The organism is Bradyrhizobium sp. UFLA05-125 (assembly GCF_059803515.1).
In genome coordinates this window covers 89,681-112,954 of record NZ_JBANBJ010000009.1, presented here as the reverse complement: position 1 = coordinate 112,954, position 23,274 = coordinate 89,681, and the positions used below count along the sequence as shown (strand labels likewise).

General features: G+C 63.4%; 27 protein-coding genes and 1 tRNA gene. 14 read left to right on the top strand and 14 right to left on the bottom strand.

Annotated elements, in window-relative coordinates; all coding sequences use genetic code 11:
* Positions 1-32: 32 nt before the first annotated feature.
* Positions 33-596, top strand: coding sequence for a chlorite dismutase family protein (locus SO156_RS12155; protein ID WP_458146583.1), 564 nt, complete (start codon positions 33-35; stop codon positions 594-596).
* Here the strand turns inward: SO156_RS12155 and SO156_RS12150 are convergent.
* From SO156_RS12150 to SO156_RS12140, 3 genes are all read right to left on the bottom strand, one after another.
* Positions 593-991 carry a gamma-glutamylcyclotransferase family protein gene (locus SO156_RS12150; RefSeq protein ID WP_498534931.1) on the bottom strand — a complete coding sequence of 133 codons (399 nt, stop codon included), beginning with the start codon at positions 989-991 and terminating at the stop codon, positions 593-595. The two genes, SO156_RS12155 and SO156_RS12150, sit on opposite strands and share 4 nt — an antisense overlap.
* A 109-nt stretch (positions 992-1,100) precedes the next feature.
* Positions 1,101-1,916, bottom strand: a complete 816-nt coding sequence (locus SO156_RS12145; protein WP_498534930.1) for a transglutaminase-like domain-containing protein — start codon at positions 1,914-1,916, stop codon at positions 1,101-1,103.
* Positions 1,917-2,828, bottom strand: a complete 912-nt coding sequence (locus SO156_RS12140; protein ID WP_458146517.1) for a transglutaminase family protein — start codon at positions 2,826-2,828, stop codon at positions 1,917-1,919.
* 92 nt (positions 2,829-2,920) lie between these two features.
* On the opposite strand from SO156_RS12140, the gene SO156_RS12135 reads away from it, so the two are divergent.
* On the top strand, positions 2,921-3,724 hold the full coding sequence (locus tag SO156_RS12135) for an N-formylglutamate amidohydrolase (protein ID WP_498534929.1): 804 nt from the start codon (positions 2,921-2,923) through the stop codon (positions 3,722-3,724).
* Positions 3,725-3,799: 75 nt separating this feature from the next.
* Here the strand turns inward: SO156_RS12135 and SO156_RS12130 are convergent, their stop codons facing one another.
* From SO156_RS12130 to SO156_RS12120, 3 genes are all read right to left on the bottom strand, one after another.
* Positions 3,800-4,420, bottom strand: coding sequence for a LysE family translocator (locus SO156_RS12130; RefSeq protein WP_254099320.1), 621 nt, complete (start codon positions 4,418-4,420; stop codon positions 3,800-3,802).
* Between the two features lie 227 nt (positions 4,421-4,647).
* Positions 4,648-5,193 (bottom strand): hypothetical protein, encoded by a 546-nt coding sequence (locus SO156_RS12125; protein WP_498534928.1) that lies wholly within the window; start codon positions 5,191-5,193, stop codon positions 4,648-4,650.
* The gene (locus SO156_RS12120) at positions 5,193-6,641 is read right to left on the bottom strand and encodes an LVIVD repeat-containing protein (protein ID WP_498534927.1); all 1,449 of its coding nucleotides are present in this window, start codon (positions 6,639-6,641) and stop codon (positions 5,193-5,195) included. Before SO156_RS12120 ends, SO156_RS12125 begins: the two co-directional genes overlap by 1 nt.
* A gap of 206 nt (positions 6,642-6,847) precedes the next feature.
* Between SO156_RS12120 and SO156_RS12115 the strand changes: the two genes are divergently transcribed.
* The 4 genes from SO156_RS12115 to SO156_RS12100 are packed head-to-tail and all read left to right on the top strand — an operon-like array spanning position 6,848 to position 8,592.
* Complete coding sequence (locus SO156_RS12115; protein ID WP_498534926.1) at positions 6,848-7,162, top strand: ArsR/SmtB family transcription factor; 315 nt, start codon at positions 6,848-6,850, stop codon at positions 7,160-7,162.
* Entirely contained in the window at positions 7,155-7,613 is a 459-nt protein-coding gene (locus SO156_RS12110) for an SRPBCC family protein (protein ID WP_498534925.1), read from the top strand. The genes SO156_RS12115 and SO156_RS12110 overlap by 8 nt, the downstream gene beginning before the upstream one ends.
* On the top strand, positions 7,613-8,080 hold the full coding sequence (locus SO156_RS12105) for an SRPBCC family protein (RefSeq protein WP_498534924.1): 468 nt from the start codon (positions 7,613-7,615) through the stop codon (positions 8,078-8,080). The genes SO156_RS12110 and SO156_RS12105 overlap by 1 nt, the downstream gene beginning before the upstream one ends.
* A complete protein-coding gene (locus tag SO156_RS12100; RefSeq protein ID WP_498534974.1) occupies positions 8,080-8,592 on the top strand; it encodes an SRPBCC family protein in 513 nt (170 codons plus the stop codon). The genes SO156_RS12105 and SO156_RS12100 overlap by 1 nt, the downstream gene beginning before the upstream one ends.
* Positions 8,593-8,749: 157 nt before the next feature.
* Here SO156_RS12100 and SO156_RS12095 read toward each other — a convergent pair whose 3' ends face one another.
* The 6 genes from SO156_RS12095 to SO156_RS12070 form a co-directional block, all read right to left on the bottom strand.
* The gene (locus SO156_RS12095) at positions 8,750-9,523 is read right to left on the bottom strand and encodes a DUF2189 domain-containing protein (RefSeq protein ID WP_498534923.1); all 774 of its coding nucleotides are present in this window, start codon (positions 9,521-9,523) and stop codon (positions 8,750-8,752) included.
* A gap of 153 nt (positions 9,524-9,676) precedes the next feature.
* Positions 9,677-10,120, bottom strand: a complete 444-nt coding sequence (locus tag SO156_RS12090) for a hypothetical protein (protein WP_498534922.1) — start codon at positions 10,118-10,120, stop codon at positions 9,677-9,679.
* A gap of 2 nt (positions 10,121-10,122) precedes the next feature.
* Positions 10,123-10,440, bottom strand: a complete 318-nt coding sequence (locus tag SO156_RS12085) for a nuclear transport factor 2 family protein (protein ID WP_498534921.1) — start codon at positions 10,438-10,440, stop codon at positions 10,123-10,125.
* 126 nt (positions 10,441-10,566) lie between these two features.
* A complete protein-coding gene (locus SO156_RS12080; protein WP_458146527.1) occupies positions 10,567-11,034 on the bottom strand; it encodes a MarR family winged helix-turn-helix transcriptional regulator in 468 nt (155 codons plus the stop codon).
* A 28-nt stretch (positions 11,035-11,062) separates the two neighbouring features.
* The gene (locus tag SO156_RS12075) at positions 11,063-12,211 is read right to left on the bottom strand and encodes an epoxide hydrolase family protein (RefSeq protein WP_498534920.1); all 1,149 of its coding nucleotides are present in this window, start codon (positions 12,209-12,211) and stop codon (positions 11,063-11,065) included.
* A gap of 214 nt (positions 12,212-12,425) precedes the next feature.
* A complete protein-coding gene (locus tag SO156_RS12070; protein ID WP_498534919.1) occupies positions 12,426-12,881 on the bottom strand; it encodes a GatB/YqeY domain-containing protein in 456 nt (151 codons plus the stop codon).
* A gap of 232 nt (positions 12,882-13,113) precedes the next feature.
* Between SO156_RS12070 and carA the strand changes: the two genes are divergently transcribed.
* The 4 genes from carA (at position 13,114) to SO156_RS12050 (ending at position 16,150) form a co-directional block, all read left to right on the top strand.
* Entirely contained in the window at positions 13,114-14,304 is a 1,191-nt protein-coding gene (gene carA / locus SO156_RS12065) for a glutamine-hydrolyzing carbamoyl-phosphate synthase small subunit (RefSeq protein ID WP_458146530.1), read from the top strand.
* A 225-nt stretch (positions 14,305-14,529) separates the two neighbouring features.
* The gene (locus SO156_RS12060; RefSeq protein WP_458146531.1) at positions 14,530-15,057 is read left to right on the top strand and encodes a hypothetical protein; all 528 of its coding nucleotides are present in this window, start codon (positions 14,530-14,532) and stop codon (positions 15,055-15,057) included.
* Positions 15,058-15,263: 206 nt separating this feature from the next.
* The gene (locus tag SO156_RS12055; RefSeq protein WP_458146532.1) at positions 15,264-15,689 is read left to right on the top strand and encodes a YeeE/YedE family protein; all 426 of its coding nucleotides are present in this window, start codon (positions 15,264-15,266) and stop codon (positions 15,687-15,689) included.
* Positions 15,690-15,697: 8 nt separating this feature from the next.
* A complete protein-coding gene (locus tag SO156_RS12050) occupies positions 15,698-16,150 on the top strand; it encodes a DUF6691 family protein (protein WP_498534918.1) in 453 nt (150 codons plus the stop codon).
* A 77-nt stretch (positions 16,151-16,227) separates the two neighbouring features.
* On the opposite strand, the gene SO156_RS12045 is transcribed toward SO156_RS12050, so the two are convergent.
* Positions 16,228-16,758, bottom strand: a complete 531-nt coding sequence (locus SO156_RS12045; RefSeq protein WP_458146534.1) for a Dps family protein — start codon at positions 16,756-16,758, stop codon at positions 16,228-16,230.
* Between the two features lie 113 nt (positions 16,759-16,871).
* Here SO156_RS12045 and SO156_RS12040 point away from each other — a divergent pair, with 113 nt between their 5' ends.
* On the top strand, positions 16,872-17,576 hold the full coding sequence (locus SO156_RS12040) for a class I SAM-dependent methyltransferase (protein ID WP_458146535.1): 705 nt from the start codon (positions 16,872-16,874) through the stop codon (positions 17,574-17,576).
* A gap of 54 nt (positions 17,577-17,630) precedes the next feature.
* A tRNA-Ala gene (locus SO156_RS12035) sits at positions 17,631-17,706 on the top strand.
* A 111-nt stretch (positions 17,707-17,817) separates the two neighbouring features.
* On the opposite strand, the gene SO156_RS12030 is transcribed toward SO156_RS12035, so the two are convergent.
* A complete protein-coding gene (locus tag SO156_RS12030; RefSeq protein ID WP_498534917.1) occupies positions 17,818-18,189 on the bottom strand; it encodes an ArsR/SmtB family transcription factor in 372 nt (123 codons plus the stop codon).
* Positions 18,190-18,303: 114 nt separating this feature from the next.
* Here SO156_RS12030 and SO156_RS12025 point away from each other — a divergent pair, with 114 nt between their 5' ends.
* Both SO156_RS12025 and carB read left to right on the top strand, forming a co-directional pair.
* Complete coding sequence (locus tag SO156_RS12025; protein ID WP_498534916.1) at positions 18,304-19,473, top strand: MFS transporter; 1,170 nt, start codon at positions 18,304-18,306, stop codon at positions 19,471-19,473.
* Between the two features lie 251 nt (positions 19,474-19,724).
* On the top strand, positions 19,725-23,189 hold the full coding sequence (gene carB / locus SO156_RS12020; RefSeq protein ID WP_498534915.1) for a carbamoyl-phosphate synthase large subunit: 3,465 nt from the start codon (positions 19,725-19,727) through the stop codon (positions 23,187-23,189).
* The last annotated feature ends 85 nt before the right edge of the window (positions 23,190-23,274 follow it).

Here is a 23,274-nt window from a genome sequence, read left to right as displayed (position 1 = left end):
ACCCTGCGGGGTTCCGCGCTTCCATGCCCCCCATGTTCACGACGTTTCGAGGCGGCCACAGCGGGGGTTGGCGCGTCACCTCGATCTCACCCGTGAAGGGTGATCCCCTGCCGTTCATGCCGGCGCTGTCGGTGGTCGACAGCGAGGCGGCTGCACTGCCACTTGTGCCGTCGCGCAATTCGTGGCGGCTGGTCGGCGTCGCAAGCTATCTCCGCTACACCGAGCGCGCCGAGAAAGAGCAGCTCGTCGCGGCGCAGGCCGGTCTCGGCCGCAGCGAGGCGACCAGCGCGGCGCTGATCCCGATCCGCAAATCGACCGCCTGGTGGGACCTCACGGCCGAAGAGCGGCGCAGGATCTTCGAGGACAAGTCGCACCATATCGCCAGCAGCCTGCGCTTCTTGCCGGCGATTGCGCGGCAGCTCTACCACTGCCGCGATCTCGGCGAGCCCTTCGACTTCCTGACCTGGTTCGAATATGCGCCGGCGCACGCCTCGCTGTTCGAGGAGCTGGTCGCGATGCTGCGCACGACCGAGGAGTGGTCCTACGTCGAACGCGAGGTCGACGTGCGCGTGGTGCGCGAAGTGCTTGCGGCCTAGCGCTCCAGAAATCTGCCGGACGCGATCTGCGGCAGGTCTGTGACCGGCCAGTTGTAGACGTAGGTCCAGGCCTTCTCGGTCGCGCCATCCGCAAGCGTGACGTCGATCAGCGCGCGCAGATATTCGGTCGGCTCGGGAAAGCCCTCGCCGCAGGCCTCGTACATGTCGAGCTCACGCAGGAGTTCGTCGGGCGCGCGCAGGCGGAAGAGTTCGCCATGCGCGAGGTCGGACGCTGCCTCCGAGAGCAGGAGCCCCGGATAATGCTTCACAAGAACGAGCCGGCCGCGGCAGGCCGCTTCCCCAAGGAAATCCGCATGCGCCGCGAGCAGCCGCGCCATCGGATGGTCAAAGCCGCGCATCAAGGTGCCGTAGACGAAGAGACGATCGGTGGTCATGGGGGTTGTTCGTCGTTCCGGGATGGTGCGTCAGCACCAGACCCGGAACCTCGAGATTCCGGGTTCGATGCTGCGCATCGCCCCGGAATGACGAATTGCGGAGGCATTTTCAAGCCGCCTTCACCACTTCATCGCTGACGACCTCGAACTTCTTCAACTCCATTCGCCCGAAGCTCGTCGACAGCGCGACGTCAGCGGCGTCGCGGCCTGTGGCCATCAGGATACGGCCGATGCGCGGAACATTGTGGCGGGCATCGAAGGTGAGCCACTTGCCGGAGAGGTAGACCTGAAACCAACCGGAAAAATCCATCGGGAACGGTTCGGGCGGAATGCCGATGTCGCCCATGTAGCCGGTGCAGTAGCGCGCCGGAATACCCATGCAGCGGCAGAAGGCGACCGCGAGATGCGCGAAGTCACGGCAGACGCCGGAACGGCTTTCATAGACGTCGTGCGCGGACTTCATGTGATGGGCGTGCTCGTAGCCGAAGGTGACGTGTTTGTGCACGAACTCGGTGATCGCGCAGACGCGCTTCCAGCCAGGTTCGGTCTTGGCGAACAGCGGCCAGGCGATGTCGGTAAGCTTGTCGGTCTCGCAATAGCGGCTCGGCATCAGATAAAGCAGAAGCTCGTTTGGCAACTGCTCGATCGGCAATTGCTGCGCGGTCGGCATCACCTCGTCCGGCAGGCCGGAGTCGCGCACCAGCGCGCTGCCCTTCAGCGTGACGCCGCCCGCTGGCGCGACGAGGCGGCCGCAGATATTGCCAAAGCTGTCGTGATAGAAGCGGATCGGCACGTCCGGCTCGGCGATCACCATCTCCTTGCCAACGATGTCGGCCTGGCGCGAGGGGTGGATGTTGAGCATGATTACCATCGGCGTCGGCTGTGGCGCAGCGTAAGCAATCTCGAAGCCGACGTTGATGTCCATCTACAATACCTCTGCCTCCAGCTCTTCGTCGCTCTCTTGGTCGTCCGAGACCACCTTGATGTTCACCTCCATGGCCTCGAACGCCTCGGCCGAGCCGAGATAGACCCCATGCAGCGGGATCGCCTGGCGGGGATCGCGGGCCACTGCGACGCGGATCAGGTCGCGCGTGCCGACGATGCCGTTGGTCGGATCGAACTCGATCCAACCCGCGCTCGGCAGATACACCTGCACCCAGGCGTGGGTCGAGCCGCCGCCGACATGGCGCGTCTCGAGATCCTCCGGCACGAAGATGTAGCCGGAGACGAATCGCGCGGCGATGCCGAGCCGGCGCAGCGCCTCGATCATGATCAGCGCATAGTCGCGGCAGGTACCGGTGCCCCTTTGCAGCGTGTCGAGCGGATGCTGCGTGCCCTGCTCGTGACGCTTGCGATATCTGAAGGCCTTGCGGATGCCGTGCGTCATGCCGCTCAGGATCTTGAACGTCGGCGTCGGCGCCTCCTCGTCGAGGAAACTGCGCGCCCATTCCGACAGCTCGCCGTCGGGATCGGCATATTGCGGCGTGATGTAGTGCACGAGATCCGGAAATTCCTCGTCGTCATAGACGAAGGGGTAGAAATAGGCCGGATCGTCCGGCGTCAGCGCGTACTCCTCGACCGGATTGTGCTCGACGGTGACGTGCCAATCGAACGTCAGGACGTCCGCGCGCTCGTCGAAATTCGCGATCGCAACCGAATTGCCGAACACGTCATGGATCCAGTGCAGCGACATCGGCTGGGGCGAAATATGAAGCCGGCTGGCGAGCACGCGCAGATCGTGGCTGTCGCGCGGACGCAGCATGATGCGATGCTCGCCGAACGCCACCGGGCGATTGTAGCGATATTCGGTCTTGTGATGAATCGTGAGCAGCGGCATCGTCAGGCAATCATGGTGATTTTGGACCGGCTAATCTATAGCGTTGGCTGCCCAATTTTAAGAGCAGAGTGCATTTTCCATAGGCAATCAGGATGGTTTTAGAGGCGGCCGGCACGACGAATCAACTTCTCGGCGAAGGCGACATTCCGCCGGTGCATGAGACGAATGCGGCAGGAGGTGCCCCCTTCCTGCTCACCTGCGATCATTACGGGCGGACGCTGCCTCACGCGCTCGGCGATCTCGGCGTCGCCGAAACCGAGCTGACACGGCACATCGCCTGGGACATCGGGATTGCCGGCGTCGCGGAGCGGCTGGCTGGGATGCTGGATGCGCATCTGATCGTGCAGCGCTACTCGCGGCTCGTGATCGACTGCAACCGCCCGCCGGGCGTCGCAAGCTCCATCCCCGTGATCTCGGAGGCCACGGTGATCCCGCGCAATGAGGGGATTTCCGCCGACGAACGCGACGCGCGGCGCCGCGAGATTTTCGATCCCTATCACGGCCGCATCAATGCGGTGATCGACGCGCGCGTTCATGCCAGGCGCCCGACCGTGCTGGTCGCGCTGCACAGCTTCACGCCGGTCTATGCCGGCGTCGCGCGGCCCTGGCACATCGGCACGCTCTATCACCGCGACACCGTGCTGCCGCACCTCTTGCTGAAACATCTGCGCGGCGAAAGCGATCTCGTGGTCGGCGACAACGAGCCCTATGCGGTGAGCGACCTCACCGACTACACCATCCCCGTCCACGGCGAGGCGCGCGGCCTCTTCAACACCGGCATCGAGATCCGCCAGGATCTGATCACCGACCAATCCGGCCAGCAGCAATGGGCGGAACGGCTGGCGAGGATTTTTGCGGAGATCGAAAAAGAGCTGAGGGCGGAGGGGTTGGTGTAGCCGCGGCTGGGCGCAAGCCGCGGCTCATCTCTTCAACCCATCAGATCATGTCGCAACGCGACACGCCGCGAGGGGCTATTTGGCCCGGGTCAGCGCCAGCCAGATACCGCCGCCGATCATGAAGCCGCCGGAGACGCGCGACATCATCCGCGTCCGGCGTGCCGAGAAGAATTTTCGGGCGCGGCCTGCGGCGGTTGCGTAGAGCGCGTCCGTCATCGCGGCCGTCACCATGAAGGTGGCGCCCAGCAGCGCGACCTGCGGGAAGTGGTCGCGGTTCATGTCCATGAACTGCGGGATGAAGGCGCCGAAGAACACCAGCACCTTCGGGTTCGACAGCAGCACCAGAAAGCCTTGCAGGAAGAAGCCGCCGCGTGGCGGCGCCGGCGGTTCATCGACCTTGACGCCCTCGACCGGCGACCAGATCAGCTTGATGCCGAGCCAGATCAGATAGGCGGCCCCGGCAAAGCGCACCCAGTCGAACCAGTAGCCCATGGTCGCCATCAGCGAGGTCAGTCCGATCGCGACGACGCCGATCACGATCGCAAGGCCAGCCTGTGCGCCCGCGACGTTGGTCAGCGCCGCCCGGGTTCCATGCCTGAGGCCATTGGCGATGACGAGCGTGACGATCGGACCCGGCAACAGCGCCAGCGCGATGCAGGCGGCGACGAAAGCGAGATAGGCTTGCAAGGACATCATGGGGAGACTCGCTGAGGGAGTTGCGGCTCATTAATGCATGTTTGGCGCAGGGGCGAAAGCTCGACGTGTATCGCACGCACGGGCCACGGACACCGTCGTCATACCCCGCGAAAGCGGCGTATCCAGTACGCCGCGGCCTCTCCGTATCCCACAAACGTCTCTGGAATACTGGATCACCCGCTTTCGCGGGTGATGACGGCGGTGTGGGCGGCGCGATCGTACGTGCCTTACCGTCCATCCAGCGCAGCGACCATCCATGTTTTCATCTCCTGCGTTTCCAGGAACTCAATCGCGGCGTGCTGCATCGCGCGCGCCTTACCCGCACTTTGCACAACTGCAACCAGGAGATCGCAGCGACGCGACAGGGCGATACCGGTGGCCGCGTGGCGCGTGCCGTCGGACATGTCGAGATCGTAGCGTCTAGCGCGACCATGCAGCTCGCCGACGCGCAACCGATCGCCCGGAGCGGCCGCCGCGAAACGCGGGCTGATCAAATCGAGATCGGTGACGCGATCGACCTCGTCGTCATCGGCAACGCCGCGGTCGCAATTGCAGAAGCCGAGCTTGGCGCGGACGTAGAGCTCGGCACCCGCGCAGCCACCTTCGCAGCGGAAGGCACGGCCGGCCGGCCAGCCGTCGCGCGGAAACGGCCAGGCGATCTCGCGCCAATGTGAAGACGTCTCCGCCGGCACCGGCGCGAGTTGATACGCGCCGACACCGGACGCGCCGAGCGCGATTGCGGAGGCCAATAGGGTCGCCGCGCGCCGCATCATCAGTTCTTCGGCAGGCCGGCGACGGCGCGCGCAGGTCCAGTCAGCTCCAGAATGTGCATCCCGGTATTGGCGCGATCGACGATATAGATATAGCCGCGGTCATCGGTCTCGACATTGTTGGTCTGGATCGCGACCTTGCAGCGCTCGCCACCTTCGACGGGGATGCAGCGCTTGTCAGTCGCCGCCGTGATCGCCGGGATGAAGTAGCCGACCTCCTTGGGGTGATAGGGATCGCGGATATCGAGCGCACGTACGCCGGCATTGAAGAAGGCGATGAAGGCCATCTTCTTGTAATAGACCGGCGCCATGCTCTCATTCGACGAATGCGAGCCGAACCGGCCGCCGCGCTGACAGAACTGCCCGCTCGCCTCGGGCACCGTATAGCTCGAGATCATCATCGGCCGCGTCTCGGTGGTGACGTCGGCGAACCACACCATCTGCCGCGCTTCGCCGCATTCGTTCAAAATCGCCTCGTCGACGATCATCACGATGTCGCGGGTCTTGCCGTCCCTGTCTTCGGCGAACTCGGCGACGGGCATGTCGAGCATCGGAAACGTCGTATGCGCGCCGTTGAAGGCGGACATCGGCAGGCGCGCGATCTCGGGATAACGCAGGTTCTCCGGCGTCGGCTCCTTGCCGCCGTTCAAGAGCTTCTCTCGATCGACGATCTGCAAGATGCCGCCCTTGTTGGTGCCGTAGCCGAAATAGACGCGGTTGCCCGTCGGCCCCGTCGAAATCGGCCCGTGCAATTCGGTCGGCACCGCGCCGGTCGCACCGGGCTCCTGACCGGGCAGGCCGAAATCCCTGATTTTCTGCGGATGCGCGGGATCGCCGAGATCATAGACCTGCGTCATACGGCGCGTGCGCCAGTCCGGCGCGCCCGAGACGAGATAGGCGATGCCGGTGTCGCATTCCCACCAGCTCTTGTGCGTGTCCTTCAAACCGCCAATGCGGCTGATGAGCACGGGATTGCCGGGATCGGCGACGTTCCAGATCTCATGCGCCTCGCTGCCGAAGGTGCGCAGCATGTAGACGGCGTTGGCATCGCCCTTCGGCAGCGATTTGCCATCGCAGACCCGCACCATCTGCGCGCCGCCGGATTCATACTTGCCCTCCTGCCCCGGCAGGTGGCGCAGATATTTGGGATGCGCGGCGTCCGTGACGTCGACGATCGAGGTGCCGTTCGGCTCGGCTTGCCCCGTCAAGGGATTGACGGGACTGGGCACGTCGTCGGTGCCGCCATGATGGCCGATATAGGCGATCCAGCGATCGCCCTGATGATGAATGGTCGGCTGATAGGCGCTGCGTGCCTGAAGGTCGCTATATCCGACCAGCTTCATGTTGGAGGCTTCGGGCGGCGCGCCGATCACCTGCTGCTTCTGGGCGTGGACGCTGGCGCCGCATGCAAGATAGACCAGGCAGCAAGCAAGTTGGACGCGACGAAACATGTTTCCTCCCGGAACCAATCTCCGTTGGCTGAGATACGCTAACACAGGGACCGCGCCGAAAACATGATCTCGAGATCAAGGCAGTCATTCCGGAAACCGCGCAGCGGTGATGCGGAATCTCGAGATTCCGGGTTCATCGCTGCGCGATGCCCCGGAATAACGGACATGCTTGACATGCAACCATTTGGTTGCCTATTATCATCTGCATGGATGAGGTCTTCAAAGCGCTGGCCGACGCCTCGAGACGGTCGCTCTTGGACAGGCTTCACGCCAAAAACGGCCAGACGCTGAACGAGCTCTGCGAGGGCCTGGAGATGACGCGCCAGGCCGTCACCAAGCACCTTGCCATTCTCGAAGAGGCCAACCTGGTCACCACCTTCAGGCATGGCCGCGAGAAGCTGCACTACCTCAACCCCGTGCCGATCCATCAGATCGGCGAACGCTGGATCAGGAAGTTCGAGCGCGGGAAACTCGCCGCGCTCAGCGAGTTGAAACGTCAAATGGAGAAGCGCGATGAGTAAGCCGAGCTATGTCTACGTGACCTATATCGAGACCTCGCCCGAGGCGCTGTGGCAGGCGCTGACTGACGGCGATTTCACCGAACGCTACTGGTTCGGCCATCGCATCGCCTCCGACTGGACGCAGGGCGCGCCCTATCGTTTCACCAACAATGGCAATCCGACAGTAGAGGGCGAGGTCATCACCTTCGAGCCGACGCGGCGGCTTGCCTATAGCTGGTACAATCGCAAGCCCGAAGCCGCGGGCGAAGGGATCTCACGCGTCACCTTCGATCTCGAACCGCGCGGCAAGGTCGTCAAGCTGACGGTCACGCATGACGAGTTCGGCGAGGACGGCAAGACCCTGCGCGACATTTCGGGCGGCTGGCCGATGGTGCTGTCGAACCTGAAGAGCCTGCTCGAGACCGGCCGCACCATCGACATCGTGCCGCTTTCAAAGAAGGACGCGGCGTGATGTCTCGGCCCGAATTCGTCTATGTCACCTATATCGAGACCACACCGGAAAAACTCTGGAACGCGCTGACCGACAGCGAGTTCACCCGGCAATACTGGTTCGACACCGAGGTCAGATCCGACTGGAAGGTGGGCTCGTCCCTCGCACTCGTCATGAGCGGCAAGACCACCGACACCGGCGAGATCCTGGAAATCGATCCACCGCGCCGACTATCTTATACGTTCAAGCATGAAGTCGACGAGGCGATGCGGAATGAACCGCCAACCAAGGTCATCTTTACACTCGAGCCGTGGGGTAATCTCGTGAAGCTGACGGTGACCCACGAGGGCTTCGCCCACGGCAGCAAGCTGCTCGACGGCATCTCCAAGGGATGGCCGGCAATCCTCTCCGGGCTCAAGAGCCTGCTGGAAACCGGCAAAGCGCCTACGATCCCGCCGGCCGCGCTGGCCATCGAAGGATTTGAATGATGAATCTCGCGCAGTTCAAGCCGCTCACGGTCTACACCATCTACATCGCCTCCACGCCGGAAAAGGTGTGGGAGGCGCTGACCTCGGCCGAGTTCAGCCGGACGTATTTCTTCGGCAATGCCGTCGAGGTCGAGCCGCGGCTCGGAGGTGTATTTACCGTGCACACGCCGGACGGCGCGTTGCATATCAGCGGCGAGGTCCTCGCCTACGACCCGCCGCGAAAGCTCTCGGTCACCTTCAACGTCAACTGGCCCGAGTTGATCGAGAAGCTCGGGCCGACGCTCGTCACCTACGAGATTGAAAAGGTTGGCGATGCGGTCCGGCTCACCATGAGCGAAGGCCACGACCGGCCGCTCAGCGACGACATTCTTGCCGGCGGACGGCAGGGCTGGCCCGCGATCCTGTCGAGCCTCAAGAGCATGCTCGAGACCGGCAAGCCGCTGGTAGTCAAGATGGGCCCGCCGCAACGCATGCTGGACGCGCTCAAGGCGATGGGCATCAAGACGCCATAGCGCCTGCAATCTCCGCCGTCGTCCTGGACAAGCGAAGCAAAGCGGAGCGCTGATCCAGGACCCATTACCCCAGGGAGATGTTTGGCGAAGACTCGTGGTTGCGATCTCGCGCCACGACTGCTTTCTGGGTAATGGGTCCTGGCTTTCGCCAGGACGACTAGGGAAGGGGCACCACGAGCCGCCGATAGAGATGCCACGTCGCATGCCCGAGCACCGGCAGCGTCACGATCAGCCCGAGAAAGTACGGCAGCGCCGAGACGATCAGCAGCATCACGATGACCGCGGCCCAGCCGATCATCGACAACGGGCTGGTGACGACGGCACGCACGCTCGTCACCATCGCGGTAACGAAATCGACATCGCGATCGAGCAGCAGCGGGAACGACACCACCGTCAGCGAGAACAGGATCAGAGACAACGCAGCACCGACCGCATTGCCGATGGCCAGGAACAACAGGCCCTCATTGGTGGTGAGCACCGCGGTCATGAATTCCTGCAGGCTCGAGAACGAGGCGTGCAGGCCGAGCAGCAGCGCGATCAACAGCCGCACCTGATACATCCAGACCACGAACACGAACAGCGTGACGAAGGCCATCCAGCCGATCTCGCTGCGCGACCGTATCGTCGACCAGATCCCGCCGAAGGAAACTGGCTCACCTCGCTCGCGGCGCCGGCTGACCTCGTAGAGGCCGATGGCGACGAACGGCCCGATCAGCGCAAAGCCCGCCGCGAGAGGATAGACGAGATAGATCAGGCCGAAGGCGGTAAGGCAGAGCATGATGGCGATGCCGCCGGCGGCATAGAGCACGCCGAAGCAAAGCCCGTACAGCGGCAGCGCCTGGAAATCCCGAAGGCCTTCGGCCAGCGCCTCCGCGATGTCGGTCGCGGCCACAGTGCGCACCACCGGATCGACTTTGCCCGAGATGGACATTGGCTTCCTCCGCGAATTCCTCTCGCGCGATCTTCACCGCGCGCGGTACTCTCAGCGCCAATGATAGTCCGCTCTCGCAGGGCTTGCACGGGAGAGTTGAGCGGTCAGCTGATACCGCGATGGTCTTTCAATGCTGCACCACCCTCCCGCTCGTCAGGAGTGCGACGCGAACAGAAGCGCCACACCGAGATTGGCTACGAACAGCGCCGCGTCGATGACGAAGATCCTGAGCATCGGTCCCTTCAACACGGGCCAGTAAGCCACCCCAACGCGTCCGCCGCGCATCAGGACCGGAAGATTATAGGCGAACTGGCTGAAGTGGCAGGCGGCGAAGAACAGGAACAAAACCAGCTGCGCTTCGATCGGCTGGAAGAAGTGTGGCCGAACGGCGAGAAGATAGAGCGAAAGAATTCCAATCGGCAGATTGATCCCGCCAAGGAACGCCACGCTGGCCGACACGGTCGGCGCAATCGGATTGCTGCGCTCTTCCCGCGGCACGAGAATCTTCAGCGTATTGCGCTGGGCGATGCTGAACTGGATGAAGGCGCCGCCGAACCAGAGCGTGTTGAGCAGCAGGACGAAATCTGAAAGATGCATTGCTATTTTCCGTAGAAGGCCTCGCTACGCACGACACGACCGGCATCATCGAAGTCCATGAACTCGCTAGCGCGCTTGTCGCCCAATTGCCACCACACCGTCAGGCGCGCGATCGCGTCGTCCCAGCTCCAATTCAGGATCTTCAGGTCAGCACTTTCGATGCTGCCATAGGCTTGCCGCCAATAGTCCCGGATGTTTTCCGCGCCCGCGACGATGGCAGAATTGGTCAGCTTCAGTGCGAGAGGGCTGCGCATCTCTGCGTCTTCGGCAAAGTGCGCGACGACGCGTCGATATCGACCCTGCACCAGCTCGCGCACCACGCTTCAACAAACCGTCCTGCGGCTGCGCGATCCATTTTCTGTCCGCTCATGGCGCGGCCCTCCCCTGGCTCGCCACCAGAAGAGTGACAAAACCAGCCTCTCATGTCAACTTTGTTGACCTCAGAGCTAATTGTTGTCGGCAATCGCTTCCATGACGGCCATCCATGTGGCCGCGCCGCGCGCGCCGACGCGATCGAACGCCTGGCGCAGGACCTTGCGCTCGTAGTCCGATGCCTTCTCCTCGATGCGTTGCCCCGCTTGCGTCAGGCGCAGCAGTTTGGAGCGATGCTGCTCGGGCGACCGCTTCGAGGTCAGAAGCTTGCGCTCCAGCAACAGATTGAGCGGCCGATTCAAGGCCTGCTTGGAAATGCCGAGTGTCTCGATCAGCGAGCCGATTGCGATATCGGGTCGGCGGGCCACCACATACAGGACACGATGATGCGGACGCGACAGACCCTGCTTCGCAAGATACTCGTCGGCCAGGAGCGTCATTCCGCGCCAGCCGTAATACATGAGCTCCAGCGCCGCATCCAGATCGTGCAGCTTCTCGAGTGAGGCACGGTGAAGACCCGCGGCACGAGACGTCTTTGGCATCATCTGACTGCGTCGAATTGAAAAGAATTTATACCCGCGCCCGCACCGTCGCAAAAAACTTTCGCACGTCGCGCACGAACAGCTCCGGCTGCTCGAAGGCGGCGAAGTGGCCGCCCTTCTCCATCTCGCTCCAATGCGTGATGTTATGAAAATTGGGCTCCATCCAGCGCCGCACCGGCGTGATGATCTCCTTGGGGAACACCGCAACGCCGGTCGGCACCTTGACGACCGGCGTCGTGCGGCGCTTGCCAAAGCTCTCCCAATAGAGCCGCGCAGAGGAGGTCGCCGTCTCCGTCGCCCAATAGAGCATGACGTTGTCAAGCAGCTCGTCCCGGGTGAAGATGTTTTCGGGGTGGCCGTTGCAATCGGTCCAGGCCCAGAACTTTTCCAGGATCCAGGCCGCCTGCCCGCTCGGCGAATCCGTCAAGCCGTAGCCGAGCGTCTGCGGACGCGTCGATTGCTGCTTTGAATAACCGGAGTCGAGATCGACATAGTGCTTCAGCCCGGCGAGCGCCCGCTTGTCCTCAGCCGTCGGCTCGCCCTCGACCTTTGGTGCCGAAGTGAAGGCCAGCGTGATGTGAATGCCGGCGCAATGTTCGAAGTCCTGCGCGCCGAGCGAGGTCGTCACCGCCGAGCCCCAATCGCCGCCCTGCGCGCCGTAGCTGACGTAGCCGAGGCGATCCATCAGCTTGGCCCAGGTCGCGGCGATGCGGTCGACGCCCCAACCGGTCACTTTTGGTTTCGCGGAGAAGCCGAAGCCCGGCAGCGACGGGCACACCACGTGGAAAGCATCAGCCGGATTGCCGCCGTGCGCGGCGGGATCAACTAGCGGCGCGATCACCTTCTGAAATTCGACGATCGATCCGGGCCAGCCATGGGTGATGATCAGCGGCAGCGCGGCAGGCTCTTTCGAGCGCGCATGGATGAAGTGGATATCGAGCCCGTCGATCTCGGTCGTGAACTGATCGAAGCGATTGAGCTTTGCCTCGCGCGCCCGCCAGTCATACTCGTTGGCCCAATAGCCGCAGATCTCCTTGATCCATGTCAGCGGCGCCCCCTGGCTCCAGTCGTCGACCAGCTCCGCCTCCGGCCAGCGCGTACGCACAAGGCGCGATTTGAGGTCGGTGAGGATGTCGTCGCTGACATTGATGCGGAACGGCTTGATCGCGCTGGTCATCGGCTGCCTCCCGATCTGTCTGTCGAGGAGACTAGACCGAATGGTCGCCACATCAAAGGTACCCCTTGTGGGAGAAGGTGGCGCGAAGCGCCGGATGAGGGGTTCTATCCGCAGAGAAAAATGCGAGAAGCTCAAGCGCCGAGAGAGACCCCTCACCCGGCTTCGCTTCGCGAAGCCACCCTCTCCCACAACAAGGGGAGAGGGAAAGAAAGCATTAGCCTGTCAACGCAGCCTTCACCAAACCACTGGCCTTCGCGAAATCCATCTGCCCGGTGTACTTCGCCTTTAATGCGGCGATCACCTTGCCCATGTCCTTCATGCCCGCCGCGCCCGTCTCAGTGATCGCGTCCGAAATCGCCTTCTTCACGTCATCATCCGACATCTGCTTGGGCAGATAGGCCGAGATGACGGCGATCTCCTCGCGCTCCTGGGCGGCGAGCTCGGCGCGGCCGCCCTTCTCGTAAAGTTCGACCGCCTCCTGACGCTGCTTGATCATCTTCTGGAGCACGCCGAGCAGCTCGGCATCGCTAAGCGGCGGCTTGCCGTTGCCACGCGCCTCGATGTCGGCGTTCTTGATGGTCGAATTGACCATGCGCAGCGTGCCGAGCTTGCGCTCGTCCTTGGCCTTCATGGCCTCTTTCACCGCAGCGTTGATGTCGTCACGCATCATGGTCCTGATCCTTTCGATGTATTGTGCCTGATCTAGGCCGTTCGCAGCCGGGAGGCCATAGCGTACCCGCGCCGGTCCGGGTCCATTATTTCCCCATCAGCCGTCCAAATTGCCCAAAATTGCCAATTTCAGCCAAAGTGCGTTCGAAGGTCTGTCAAATATGCAAAAACGCATGTGAATCCGCACTTCTCCGCTTTGACGGCAGCGCCGCGCCGGACTATGTAGCGGGCTCATGACACAATCCGCAAACGATCACGCCTGGCCGGACCATAAACCGACCGCGCTCTTGGTGCTTGCCGATGGCACGGTGCTCGAAGGCTTTGGCCTCGGCGCGGAAGGCCACGCCGTCGGCGAGGTCTGCTTCAACACCGCGATGACCGGCTATGAGGAGATCCTGACCGATCCGTCCTATGCCGGGCAGCTCATCACCTTCACCTTCCCGCATATCGGCAATGTCGGGACCAACGAGGAAGACATCGAGACGGTGAACATGGCCGCAACGCCCGGCGCGCGCGGAGTGATCCTGCGCACCGCCATCACCGATCCCTCGAACTACCGCGCCACCCGCCATCTCGACCAGTGGCTGAAGGCACGCGGCATCATCGGCCTGTCCGGCATCGATACGCGCGCGCTGACCGCGCTGATCCGCACCAAGGGCATGCCGAACGCCGTGATCGCTCACGCGAAGAACGGCGAGTTCGACCTGCACGGCCTGAAGGAAGAGGCGCGCGAATGGCCCGGCCTCGAGGGCATGGACCTCGTGCCCATGGTCACCTCGGGTCAGCGCTTCACCTGGGACGAGACGCCCTGGGAATGGAATCAGGGTTTCGGCCGCCTGGACAATCCTGCGTACAACGTTGTCGCCATCGACTACGGCATCAAGCGCAACATCCTGCGCCTGCTCGCTGGCGTCGGCTGCAAGGTGACGGTGGTGCCGGCGACGACATCGGCCGAGGACATTTTGGCGATGAAGCCGGATGGCGTGTTCCTGTCGAACGGCCCGGGCGATCCGGCCGCGACCGGCAAATATGCCGTGCCGGTGATCAAGGAAGTGATCAAGTCGGGCACGCCGACGTTCGGCATCTGCCTCGGCCACCAGATGCTCGGCCTCGCCGTCGGTGCCAAGACCAGGAAGATGCATCAGGGCCATCACGGTGCCAACCATCCCGTGAAGGACGAGACCACCGGCAAGGTCGAGATCACCTCGATGAACCACGGCTTTGCCGTGGACGAGAAGACGCTGCCGAAGGGCGCAACCCAGACCCATGTGTCGCTGTTCGACGGCTCCAATTGCGGCATCCAGCTCGACGGCAAGCCGGTGTTTTCGGTGCAGTATCACCCCGAGGCTTCGCCCGGCCCGCGCGACTCGCACTATCTGTTCCAGCGCTTTGCCGATCTGATGCGCGAGAGGAAGCGGGCGTAAGCTTTCGCGATCCTACTTTTCGAATTCGTCATGCCCGGGCCTCGCCCCGGGCATTTTTATTCGTCATTCCGGGGCGCGCGAAGCGCGAGCCCGGAATCTATTGCGCAACGAGCTCCGTGGGACGATGGATTCCGGGTTCGACGCTGACGCGTCGCCCCGGGATGGCGAGGGAACGTTGACTGACGCCCTTCGTTGAACCCTGCTAGTCTGCGTCCGGAGCCCACCATGGCCGTCGTCCACGACAATGCCGAGCCGCTTGCGATCGTCTTCGAAGACGATGGCGTCGTGCCGAACAATATCATGCCGTTCCTGGTCTATCAGGGCACCGTCAAGCTCGATCCGAAACGTCCCGAGGAAACCATCGAAGGCCTGTTCGCCGAGAACGGCTGGGGCGGCACGTGGCGCAACGGCGTCTACGATTATCTCCACTATCATTCGACCGTGCATGAGGTGCTCGGCGTCGCGCGCGGCCACGCCCGCGTGCGCTTCGGTGGCGATCACGGTCAGGAGCTCGACATCAAGGCGGGCGACGTCGCGATCCTCCCCGCTGGCACCGGACATCAGCGCATCAGCGCAAGCGACGATTTCTGCGTGATCGGCGCCTATCCGCCCGGATCGAAGATGGAAGTCACGCGCCCAACGCCAGGGAACCACGTCAAAGCGCTGAAGACTATACCGGCGGTGAAACTGCCACCGAGCGATCCCGTAATGGGCAAGCAGGGGCCGTTGATGCGGCTGTGGCGAGGTCCCTAGCGCTATTTCGGCAGCATACTCCGGCGCAATGCAGCCGATAGAGCGTCTGCAGCACTTCACCAGGTCGAGCGCGCATCTTGCCGAGATGCTGCGACATGCGGCCGAGGACAGCCCGACAAGGCCCGCGAGATCGCCGACCGACCGCTCCCCGTCGAGAAGGTTTCGAATATAATGAGCAACTATGTTTTTCTCTGAGGAGCATCCTCATGCCGACCACGTTCACACCGCTGGCCTCGCTTGCGGGCGGGGTCCTGATCGGGCTTTCCGCGGTGATGCTGATGGCTGTCAGCGGCCGGATCGCCGGCGTCAGCGGCATCGCCGCGCGTCTGCTGCCGCCCTTCGGCGATAACGCTACCGCGGGCCGCTTCGCCTTCATCGCCGGGCTCATCGCTGCGCCCGCGCTTGCGCGCCTCGTCACCGGCGAGTTTCCACCGCAAGCGATCGAGACCGGCGGCGTGCTTCTGGCCGTCGCCGGCGTGCTGGTCGGCTTCGGCTCGGTGTGGGGCAACGGCTGCACCTCCGGGCACGGCGTCTGCGGAATATCGCGCCTGTCGATCCGCTCGATTGTAGCCACCCTGATCTTCATGACCACCGGCTTCGTAACGACGTTCGTCGTCCGGCATCTCGTGTGAGGCCTGCCATGTCTGTCCTGATACAGTTTGCCATCGGCCTGATATTCGGAGCCGGGCTCTTGATCTCCGGCATGTCGAATCCCGCGAAGGTTCTCAATTTCCTCGATCTCGCCGCCATTCGCACGGGATCGTGGGACCCGAGCCTGATGTTCGTGATGCTGGGTGCCGTCGCCACCGCTTTCATCGGCTTCCGAATGGTACTGAAGCGACAACGACCGCTGCTCGGCGACACCTTCCATCTGCCGGCCAGGAACGATCTCGATCCACGCATCATTGTCGGGCCGGCGATTTTCGGCGTCGGCTGGGGTCTCGCCGGCTTCTGTCCGGGCCCTGCCTTTGTGGCCCTCGGCTACGGCACTTTGGCTTCGGTCCTGTTCGTGATCGCTATGATGGTCGGCATGGCCGCTGCCCGCGCGCTCACGGAGCGGCAACCGACGCTGGCGATGCCATCTTACGAGTAACGGAAGGCCGCAGGAGGCCCGGCGAGCTGCGCTCTACGCAGCCGCGGGGCTAACACCAACCTGCAGCAGTTGCGCCCTTACGCCGCGTTGCTGCCTTCCTGACGCGATGCCTCGAACAGGAACCAGGTCCGCCGCTCGGTCTCGTCGATGAAGGTTTCCAAAAGGCTCGCGCTCGCGACATCGCCGGCTTCGTCGCAGACCTCGTGCGCTTTGCGCATGGCGGCTGCGACGTGCTTGTTGTCCTGCATCAATTCGCGCAACATCTCGCGTGGCGGGACGTAATCCTCGTCATTGTCCTTGATGGTCTTGAGCTTGGCGACCTGGCCGATCGACTTCAGCGTGGCGCCGCCGATCTTGCGGACGCGCTCGGCGAGCTGGTCGGTGGTGGCGAAGATCGCTTCCGACTGCTCGTCCAGCAGCAGGTGGTAGTCGCGAAAGTGCCGGCCGCTGATGTGCCAGTGGAAATTCTTGGTCTTCAGGTACAGCGCAAAGGCATCGGCAAGCAACACGTTGAGCGCTTCCGAAACCTTGTCGACCGAGGCGGATGCCAAATCGGTCGGGGTGTCGAGATCGGATGAGATCTTGTGGTTATCTGGCTTTTTGCTCACGGGAGACCTTCCTGTTAGGACGCGGACATTGACGGCGTGCCGTCGCACCCCTAACGCAGGCGAGCAGCACCGGTTCCTGACCCGGAACCGCTTTGCCGGGACCCTCGAAGACCATGGACGATTGGATCGACTATTACGACTCCACGCACACGATCTATGTCAGCAAGCTGCATCGCGATTTGCACTTCCAGATCATCGCGCGGGACATCATCGGCTACATCTCCTCGCCCGACGCGACGGTGCTGGACTATGCCTGCGGCGAGGCGCTGTCGGCGAGCGAGGTGGCGAATGCCTGCGGGAAGCTGATCCTGGCGGAACCCGCGCCGGGCGTGCGTGGCCGGCTGATCGCGCGCTTTGCGCCGAACACCAGGATCCGTGTCCGCTCGCTTGAAGACGTGCGCAAGATGGCCGAGCAATCCATCGACCTCGTGGTGATGAACTCGGTCATTCAGTATATGACGTCGGCGGAGCTGGACTCCGCGCTCTCTGTGATCCGCCGGCTCCTGAAACCTTCAGGCAAGCTGGTGCTCGGCGACATCCTCCAGCCCGAGGTCGGCATGTTCAGGGACGTGATGGCGCTGCTCAGCTTTGGCGCACGTCACGGCTTTCTAAAGGATGCGCTGGTCGGACTAGTCTCGACCGCGCTGTCCGACTACCGCCACCTGCGCTCGCGCATCGGACTCCAGCGCTACAGCGAGGACGAGATCACCGCCAAGCTCGCGGCGGCGGGGTTTTCGGTGCAGCGCGCGCACACCAATATCGGACATAACCGCTGGCGCATGACCTTCATCGCGCGCCCGCCCTTTGCACGCGGTTAGGGTTAACGAGGAGTGGAAGTGGCCTGCCCGACCGCGATCGGTCATGATCCGGTTGGCCCGGTGGCGGAAGCGTCAACGCGAGGGCAGTGCATCGCTCTTTATCCTGGTTCAAATCCAGGCCGGGTCTCCACGCTTCGCCCCTGCGGGGCTACGCGTGGCGCAGCCACGCAAGGCCCGCAGCGGCGAAGCGTGGCGTAGCTGGAGCAGCGCGGAAGCGAAGACGGACTGCCCGCCCAAAAGCTCAATCCGCTTCCACGACTTCACACGCTGACAGCAGCTGAAGCCGATCGGCATCCTTGGCGGCCGAGCTGATCACGGCATCGAGCAGGCCCGGGAAACGCGCTTGCAAATCCTCGCGGCGCAGCCGCATGAATCGGCTGGTCCCCACCACTCGGGTCTGCATCAGCCCGCATTCGCGCAGTTTGCCGAAGTGATAGGCGAGGTTCGACTTAGCCCCGAGGCCGCTGAAGTCGCCACAGCGCAGTTCGCTGCTGACACGTTCCTGCTGGGCGAGTTGGTAGACGATCGCCAGCCGGATCGGATCGCTGAGGCAATCCAGAACCATTGGCAGCTCGATCTGCTCGCGGGTGGGGTGCAAGGGCGTGCGGCTCATAGGCCGGATTATAACCATGTGGCCGCTGTGTTCAATAGTTCTTGAACTAATTGACAACGGAACAAGGGCGGCGAATAGTTCAACAAACATTGAACTTAAAAGGAAGGCCTGGACATGCGCATCTTCTGGCTGGCGCTTGCCGCTTTTGCGATCGGGACGGAAGCCTTTGTCATTGCGGGTCTTTTGCCGACCATCGCGACGGACCTGTCGATCTCGGTATCGGCCGCCGGGCAGTTGGTCACTGTGTACGCCCTCACCTATGCCGTGGGATCGCCGATCCTGGCGGTGACGCTGAACAATATCGACCGCCGCACCGTGCTGACGGTGGCACTCGCGACCTTCATTGCCGGCAATCTGGTGGCGGTGGTCGCTGCCGGCTTCCCGCTGCTGCTGGCCTCGCGGATGCTGATGGCGTTCGGCGCCGGCCTTTGCATGCCTACCGCGCTCGGCGTTTCTGTCGCGGTTGCCTCTCCTGAGCGGCGCGGACGCGCGGTCGCGCTGGTCACCTCCGGCCTCACGGTTGCAACCGTGGTCGGTGTTCCCCTGGGTAATTTCATCGGCAGCCTGTACGGCTGGCGTGCGACCTTTGCCATGGTCGCCCTGCTCGGGGCCGTCGCGCTTGCGGGCCTGCTGTTCGGCCTGCCCCGTGGCCTGCCGCGCAACGCAGCCTCGCTGGCAGAACGGCTGGCCGTGGCCCGTCACCGCAATGTCCTGATCGCGCTTCTCATCACGACCCTGTGGGCGCTCGGCGGCTTCACCGTCTTCACCTATTTCGCGGTCCCGCTGAAAAGCCTCGGTTTCGACGCCTCCAGGATCAGCCTTGCACTGCTGGTCTTCGGCGGAGCGGCCGCGATCGGGAATATGCTCGGCGGCGTCCTCGCTGACCGGCTCGGGACGCTGGCCACAGCGGCGCTCGGCCTCGCCGGCATGGCTAGCGCGCTGATCCTGCATTCGCTGGTCCTGAAGCTAATGCCCGGCCAAGCCCATTACGCCGTGCTGGCCGCGATCTTCCTCTGGGGCATTTCGGGCTGGGCGTTCTATCCGGCGCAGGTTGCCAGCATCATCCGGATTGAGCCGCAAGCCTCGATGATCGCGCTTTCGCTCAACGCCTCCGCCATGTATCTCGGCTTCGCTATCGGTGGCGCCTTGGGCGGCGCGGTGCTGGCGGCGCTCTCGCCGACCGATCTCGGCTGGGTCGGCGGATCGAGCGTTGCGACCTCGCTTCTGGTGCATCTTGCCCGTGGCTGGCAGGCTCGGCCGAAACCCTTAAAAATTGCCGGTTGATGGGCGTTTTTCGGGGTTTCGCTGCCTCGGAATCTGGTCTAAGACCCACCCGCGCGCGAGGGAGACCCCCGCGCTGGCGCATGATCCGCCAAAGTGTGGGCGGTTTGGCGTGAAGATCATGCGCTTTTTTTAGAGTCGAAGCGCGATCGGACGCAAAACCGGCTACCACTTTTGCTGATCGCGCTTCGGCTTCAGGGGACGCGCGGCAAGCGCGCCCTTTTTTTGTGCCCAAATTCCAGTTCGCGAGTCTTATGCCCAAACGAACAGACATCTCGACCATCCTGATCATCGGCGCCGGTCCCATCGTGATCGGCCAGGCCTGCGAATTCGACTATTCCGGCACCCAGGCCTGCAAGACGCTGAAGGAAGAGGGTTATCGCATCGTCCTCGTCAATTCCAACCCGGCCACCATCATGACCGATCCGGAATTGGCCGATGCGACCTATATCGAGCCGATCACGCCCGAGATCGTCGCCAAGATCATCGAGAAGGAACGTCACGTCATTCCCGGCGGCTTCGCGCTGCTGCCGACCATGGGCGGCCAGACTGCGCTCAACTGCGCGCTGTCGCTGCGCCGGCAAGGCACGCTGGAAAAGTTCGACGTCGAGATGATCGGCGCGACCGCTGACGCCATCGACAAGGCCGAGGATCGCCAGCTTTTCCGCAACGCCATGGAGAAGATCGGGCTCCAGACACCGAAGTCGCGGCTTGCCAATGCCTCAGAACTGAAGAAGTCCTTCCGTGACAAATACCATGCCGAACGCGAGAAGCTGTCCGGCGAAGCGCTGGAAAAACTCGACCAGCAGTGGGTGCTCGGCGAGAACGAACGTCGCAAACGCTACCAGGAATATGCGCTGGGCCAGGCGATGATGGCGCTGTCTGAGATCGGCCTGCCCGCGATCATCCGGCCGTCCTTTACGCTCGGCGGTACCGGCGGCGGCATCGCCTACAACAAGGAAGAGTTCCTCGACATCATCGAGCGCGGCCTCGATGCATCCCCCACCAACGAGGTCCTCATCGAGGAATCCGTTCTCGGCTGGAAAGAGTTCGAGATGGAGGTGGTGCGCGACAAGAAGGACAATTGCATCATCGTCTGCTCGATCGAGAATTTCGATCCGATGGGCGTGCACACCGGCGACTCCATCACGGTGGCGCCCGCGCTGACGCTGACCGACAAGGAATACCAGATCATGCGCGACGCCTCGCTGGCGGTGCTGCGCGAGATCGGGGTCGAGACCGGCGGCTCGAACGTGCAGTTCGGCATCAACCCGGCCGACGGCCGCATGGTCGTGATCGAGATGAACCCGCGTGTTTCTCGTTCGTCGGCTTTGGCGTCGAAGGCGACGGGCTTCCCGATCGCCAAGGTCGCAGCCAAGCTCGCGATCGGCTACACGCTGGACGAGATCGCCAACGACATCACCGGCGGCGCGACGCCGGCCTCGTTCGAGCCGACCATCGACTACGTGGTGACCAAGATCCCGCGTTTCGCTTTCGAGAAATTCCCCGGCGCCTCCCACACGCTGACGACCTCGATGAAGTCGGTCGGCGAGGTCATGGCGATCGGCCGCACCTTCCAGGAAAGCCTGCAAAAGGCGCTGCGCGGGCTCGAGACCGGGCTGACCGGTCTCGACGAGATCGAGATCGAGGGCTTGGGCCAGGGCGACGACAAGAACGCGCTCCGCGCCGCGCTCGGCACGCCGACGCCGAACCGGCTGCTCCAGGTGGCGCAGGCGATGCGGCTCGGCTGGTCCAACGACGAGATCTTCAACTCCTGCAAGATCGACCCCTGGTTCCTCGCCGAGATGCGCTGCATCGTCGACATGGAGGACAAGGTCCGCAAGAACGGCCTGCCGCAAAATGCCTTCGGCATGCGCACGCTGAAAGCCATGGGCTTTTCGGACGCGCGACTCGCGGTGCTGTCGGAGAGCACGGAAGCCGATGTGACGGCAAAGCGCCACGCGCTCGGCGTCCGCCCCGTATTCAAGCGCATCGACACCTGCGCCGCCGAGTTCGCCTCGCCCACCGCCTATATGTATTCGACCTATGAGGCGCCGTTCGCAGGCGCAGTTGCGGACGAGAGCGAACCGTCGGACCGGAAGAAGGTCATCATCCTCGGCGGCGGCCCGAACCGCATCGGCCAGGGCATCGAGTTCGACTATTGCTGCTGTCACGCCTGCTTCGCGCTGCATGACGCCGGCTACGAGTCCATCATGGTCAACTGCAACCCGGAGACGGTGTCGACCGACTACGACACCGCCGACCGGCTGTATTTCGAGCCGCTCACGGCCGAGGACGTGCTCGAGATCATCGCGACCGAGCGCAGCAAGGGCACGCTGCATGGCGTGATCGTGCAGTTCGGCGGCCAGACCCCGCTGAAGCTCGCGCGTGCGCTGGAAGCTGCCGAAGTGCCGATCCTCGGCACCTCGCCCGACGCCATCGATCTCGCCGAAGACCGCGACCGCTTCAAGCGCGTGCTCGACAAGCTTCGTCTCAAGCAGCCGAAGAACGGCATTGCCTATTCGGTCGAGCAGGCGCGGCTCGTCTCCGCCGATCTCGGGCTGCCGTTGGTGGTGCGTCCGTCCTACGTGCTCGGCGGCCGCGCGATGCAGATCATCCGCGAGGAGAACCAGCTCAACGACTATCTGCTCGGCACGCTGCCGGAGCTCGTGCCCGCCGACGTCAAGGCGCGCTACCCCAACGACAAGACCGGGCAGATCAACACCGTGCTCGGCAAGAACCCACTGCTGTTCGATCGCTATCTCTCTGACGCCACCGAGGTCGACGTCGACTGCCTCTGCGACGGCAAGGACGTCTTCATCGTCGGTATCATGGAGCACATCGAGGAAGCCGGCATACACTCCGGCGACTCCGCCTGCTCGCTCCCGCCCTACTCGCTCGATGCCCAGATGATCGAGGAGCTGGAGCGGCAGACCCGCGAGCTCGCGCTCGGGCTCGACGTCGTCGGCCTGATGAACGTGCAATACGCCATCAAGGACGGCGAGATCTACGTGCTCGAGGTCAATCCGCGCGCCTCGCGCACGGTGCCGTTCGTCGCCAAGGTGATCGGCACGCCGGTCGCCAAGATTGCCGCCCGCATCATGGCCGGCGAGAAGCTCGCCGACTTCAAGCTGAAGAAGGCCCGGCTCAAGCATGTCGGCGTCAAGGAATCGGTGTTCCCCTTCGCCCGCTTCCCCGGCGTCGACACGGTGCTCGGTCCGGAGATGCGCTCGACCGGCGAGGTCATGGGCATCGACCGCTCCTTCGAGGTCGCGTTCGCCAAGAGCCAGCTCGGCGGCGGCACCCGCGTGCCACGCAAGGGCACGGTGTTCGTCTCGGTGCGCGACAGCGACAAGAACCGCATTGCGGACGCGGTGCGGTTGTTGCAATCCGTCGGCTTCAAGGTGCTGGCCACCTCGGGCACCCAGCGCTTCCTGGCCGACCAGGGCATTCCTACCGAGAAGGTGAACAAGGTGCTGGAGGGCCGGCCGCACATCGTCGACGCCATTACCAATGGCGACATCCAGCTCGTCTTCAACACCACGGAAGGCCCGCAGGCGCTTGCCGACAGCCGTTCGCTGCGGCGCGCAGCCCTCTTGCATAAAGTGCCGTATTACACCACTCTTTCCGGGGCCGTGGCGGCCGCGCAGGGCATCCGCGCTTATCTGGGCGGGGACCTTGAGGTTCGCACCCTGCAGAGCTACTTTTCGGAAACCTGATCGTTAGCGGGGGCCAAGCCCGCGCTAAGTGATTGGCAATGAAGCTACAATGGCCGGAGGAACTGTCCGGCCATGTGGTTGTTCT

What these genes read in the sequence shown, in the direction of transcription:
- SO156_RS12155 (WP_458146583.1), top strand. Translation starts at nt 33, where the DNA reads ATGTTCACGACGTTTCGAGGCGGCCACAGCGGGGGTTGGCGCGTCACC.
- SO156_RS12150 (WP_498534931.1), bottom strand. Translation starts at nt 991, where the DNA reads ATGACCACCGATCGTCTCTTCGTCTACGGCACCTTGATGCGCGGCTTT.
- SO156_RS12145 (WP_498534930.1), bottom strand. Translation starts at nt 1,916, where the DNA reads ATGGACATCAACGTCGGCTTCGAGATTGCTTACGCTGCGCCACAGCCG.
- SO156_RS12140 (WP_458146517.1), bottom strand. Translation starts at nt 2,828, where the DNA reads ATGCCGCTGCTCACGATTCATCACAAGACCGAATATCGCTACAATCGC.
- SO156_RS12135 (WP_498534929.1), top strand. Translation starts at nt 2,921, where the DNA reads ATGGTTTTAGAGGCGGCCGGCACGACGAATCAACTTCTCGGCGAAGGC.
- SO156_RS12130 (WP_254099320.1), bottom strand. Translation starts at nt 4,420, where the DNA reads ATGATGTCCTTGCAAGCCTATCTCGCTTTCGTCGCCGCCTGCATCGCG.
- SO156_RS12125 (WP_498534928.1), bottom strand. Translation starts at nt 5,193, where the DNA reads ATGATGCGGCGCGCGGCGACCCTATTGGCCTCCGCAATCGCGCTCGGC.
- SO156_RS12120 (WP_498534927.1), bottom strand. Translation starts at nt 6,641, where the DNA reads ATGTTTCGTCGCGTCCAACTTGCTTGCTGCCTGGTCTATCTTGCATGC.
- SO156_RS12115 (WP_498534926.1), top strand. Translation starts at nt 6,848, where the DNA reads ATGGATGAGGTCTTCAAAGCGCTGGCCGACGCCTCGAGACGGTCGCTC.
- SO156_RS12110 (WP_498534925.1), top strand. Translation starts at nt 7,155, where the DNA reads ATGAGTAAGCCGAGCTATGTCTACGTGACCTATATCGAGACCTCGCCC.
- SO156_RS12105 (WP_498534924.1), top strand. Translation starts at nt 7,613, where the DNA reads ATGTCTCGGCCCGAATTCGTCTATGTCACCTATATCGAGACCACACCG.
- SO156_RS12100 (WP_498534974.1), top strand. Translation starts at nt 8,080, where the DNA reads ATGAATCTCGCGCAGTTCAAGCCGCTCACGGTCTACACCATCTACATC.
- SO156_RS12095 (WP_498534923.1), bottom strand. Translation starts at nt 9,523, where the DNA reads ATGTCCATCTCGGGCAAAGTCGATCCGGTGGTGCGCACTGTGGCCGCG.
- SO156_RS12090 (WP_498534922.1), bottom strand. Translation starts at nt 10,120, where the DNA reads ATGCATCTTTCAGATTTCGTCCTGCTGCTCAACACGCTCTGGTTCGGC.
- SO156_RS12080 (WP_458146527.1), bottom strand. Translation starts at nt 11,034, where the DNA reads ATGCCAAAGACGTCTCGTGCCGCGGGTCTTCACCGTGCCTCACTCGAG.
- SO156_RS12075 (WP_498534920.1), bottom strand. Translation starts at nt 12,211, where the DNA reads ATGACCAGCGCGATCAAGCCGTTCCGCATCAATGTCAGCGACGACATC.
- SO156_RS12070 (WP_498534919.1), bottom strand. Translation starts at nt 12,881, where the DNA reads ATGATGCGTGACGACATCAACGCTGCGGTGAAAGAGGCCATGAAGGCC.
- carA (WP_458146530.1), top strand. Translation starts at nt 13,114, where the DNA reads ATGACACAATCCGCAAACGATCACGCCTGGCCGGACCATAAACCGACC.
- SO156_RS12060 (WP_458146531.1), top strand. Translation starts at nt 14,530, where the DNA reads ATGGCCGTCGTCCACGACAATGCCGAGCCGCTTGCGATCGTCTTCGAA.
- SO156_RS12055 (WP_458146532.1), top strand. Translation starts at nt 15,264, where the DNA reads ATGCCGACCACGTTCACACCGCTGGCCTCGCTTGCGGGCGGGGTCCTG.
- SO156_RS12050 (WP_498534918.1), top strand. Translation starts at nt 15,698, where the DNA reads ATGTCTGTCCTGATACAGTTTGCCATCGGCCTGATATTCGGAGCCGGG.
- SO156_RS12040 (WP_458146535.1), top strand. Translation starts at nt 16,872, where the DNA reads ATGGACGATTGGATCGACTATTACGACTCCACGCACACGATCTATGTC.
- SO156_RS12030 (WP_498534917.1), bottom strand. Translation starts at nt 18,189, where the DNA reads ATGAGCCGCACGCCCTTGCACCCCACCCGCGAGCAGATCGAGCTGCCA.
- SO156_RS12025 (WP_498534916.1), top strand. Translation starts at nt 18,304, where the DNA reads ATGCGCATCTTCTGGCTGGCGCTTGCCGCTTTTGCGATCGGGACGGAA.
- carB (WP_498534915.1), top strand. Translation starts at nt 19,725, where the DNA reads ATGCCCAAACGAACAGACATCTCGACCATCCTGATCATCGGCGCCGGT.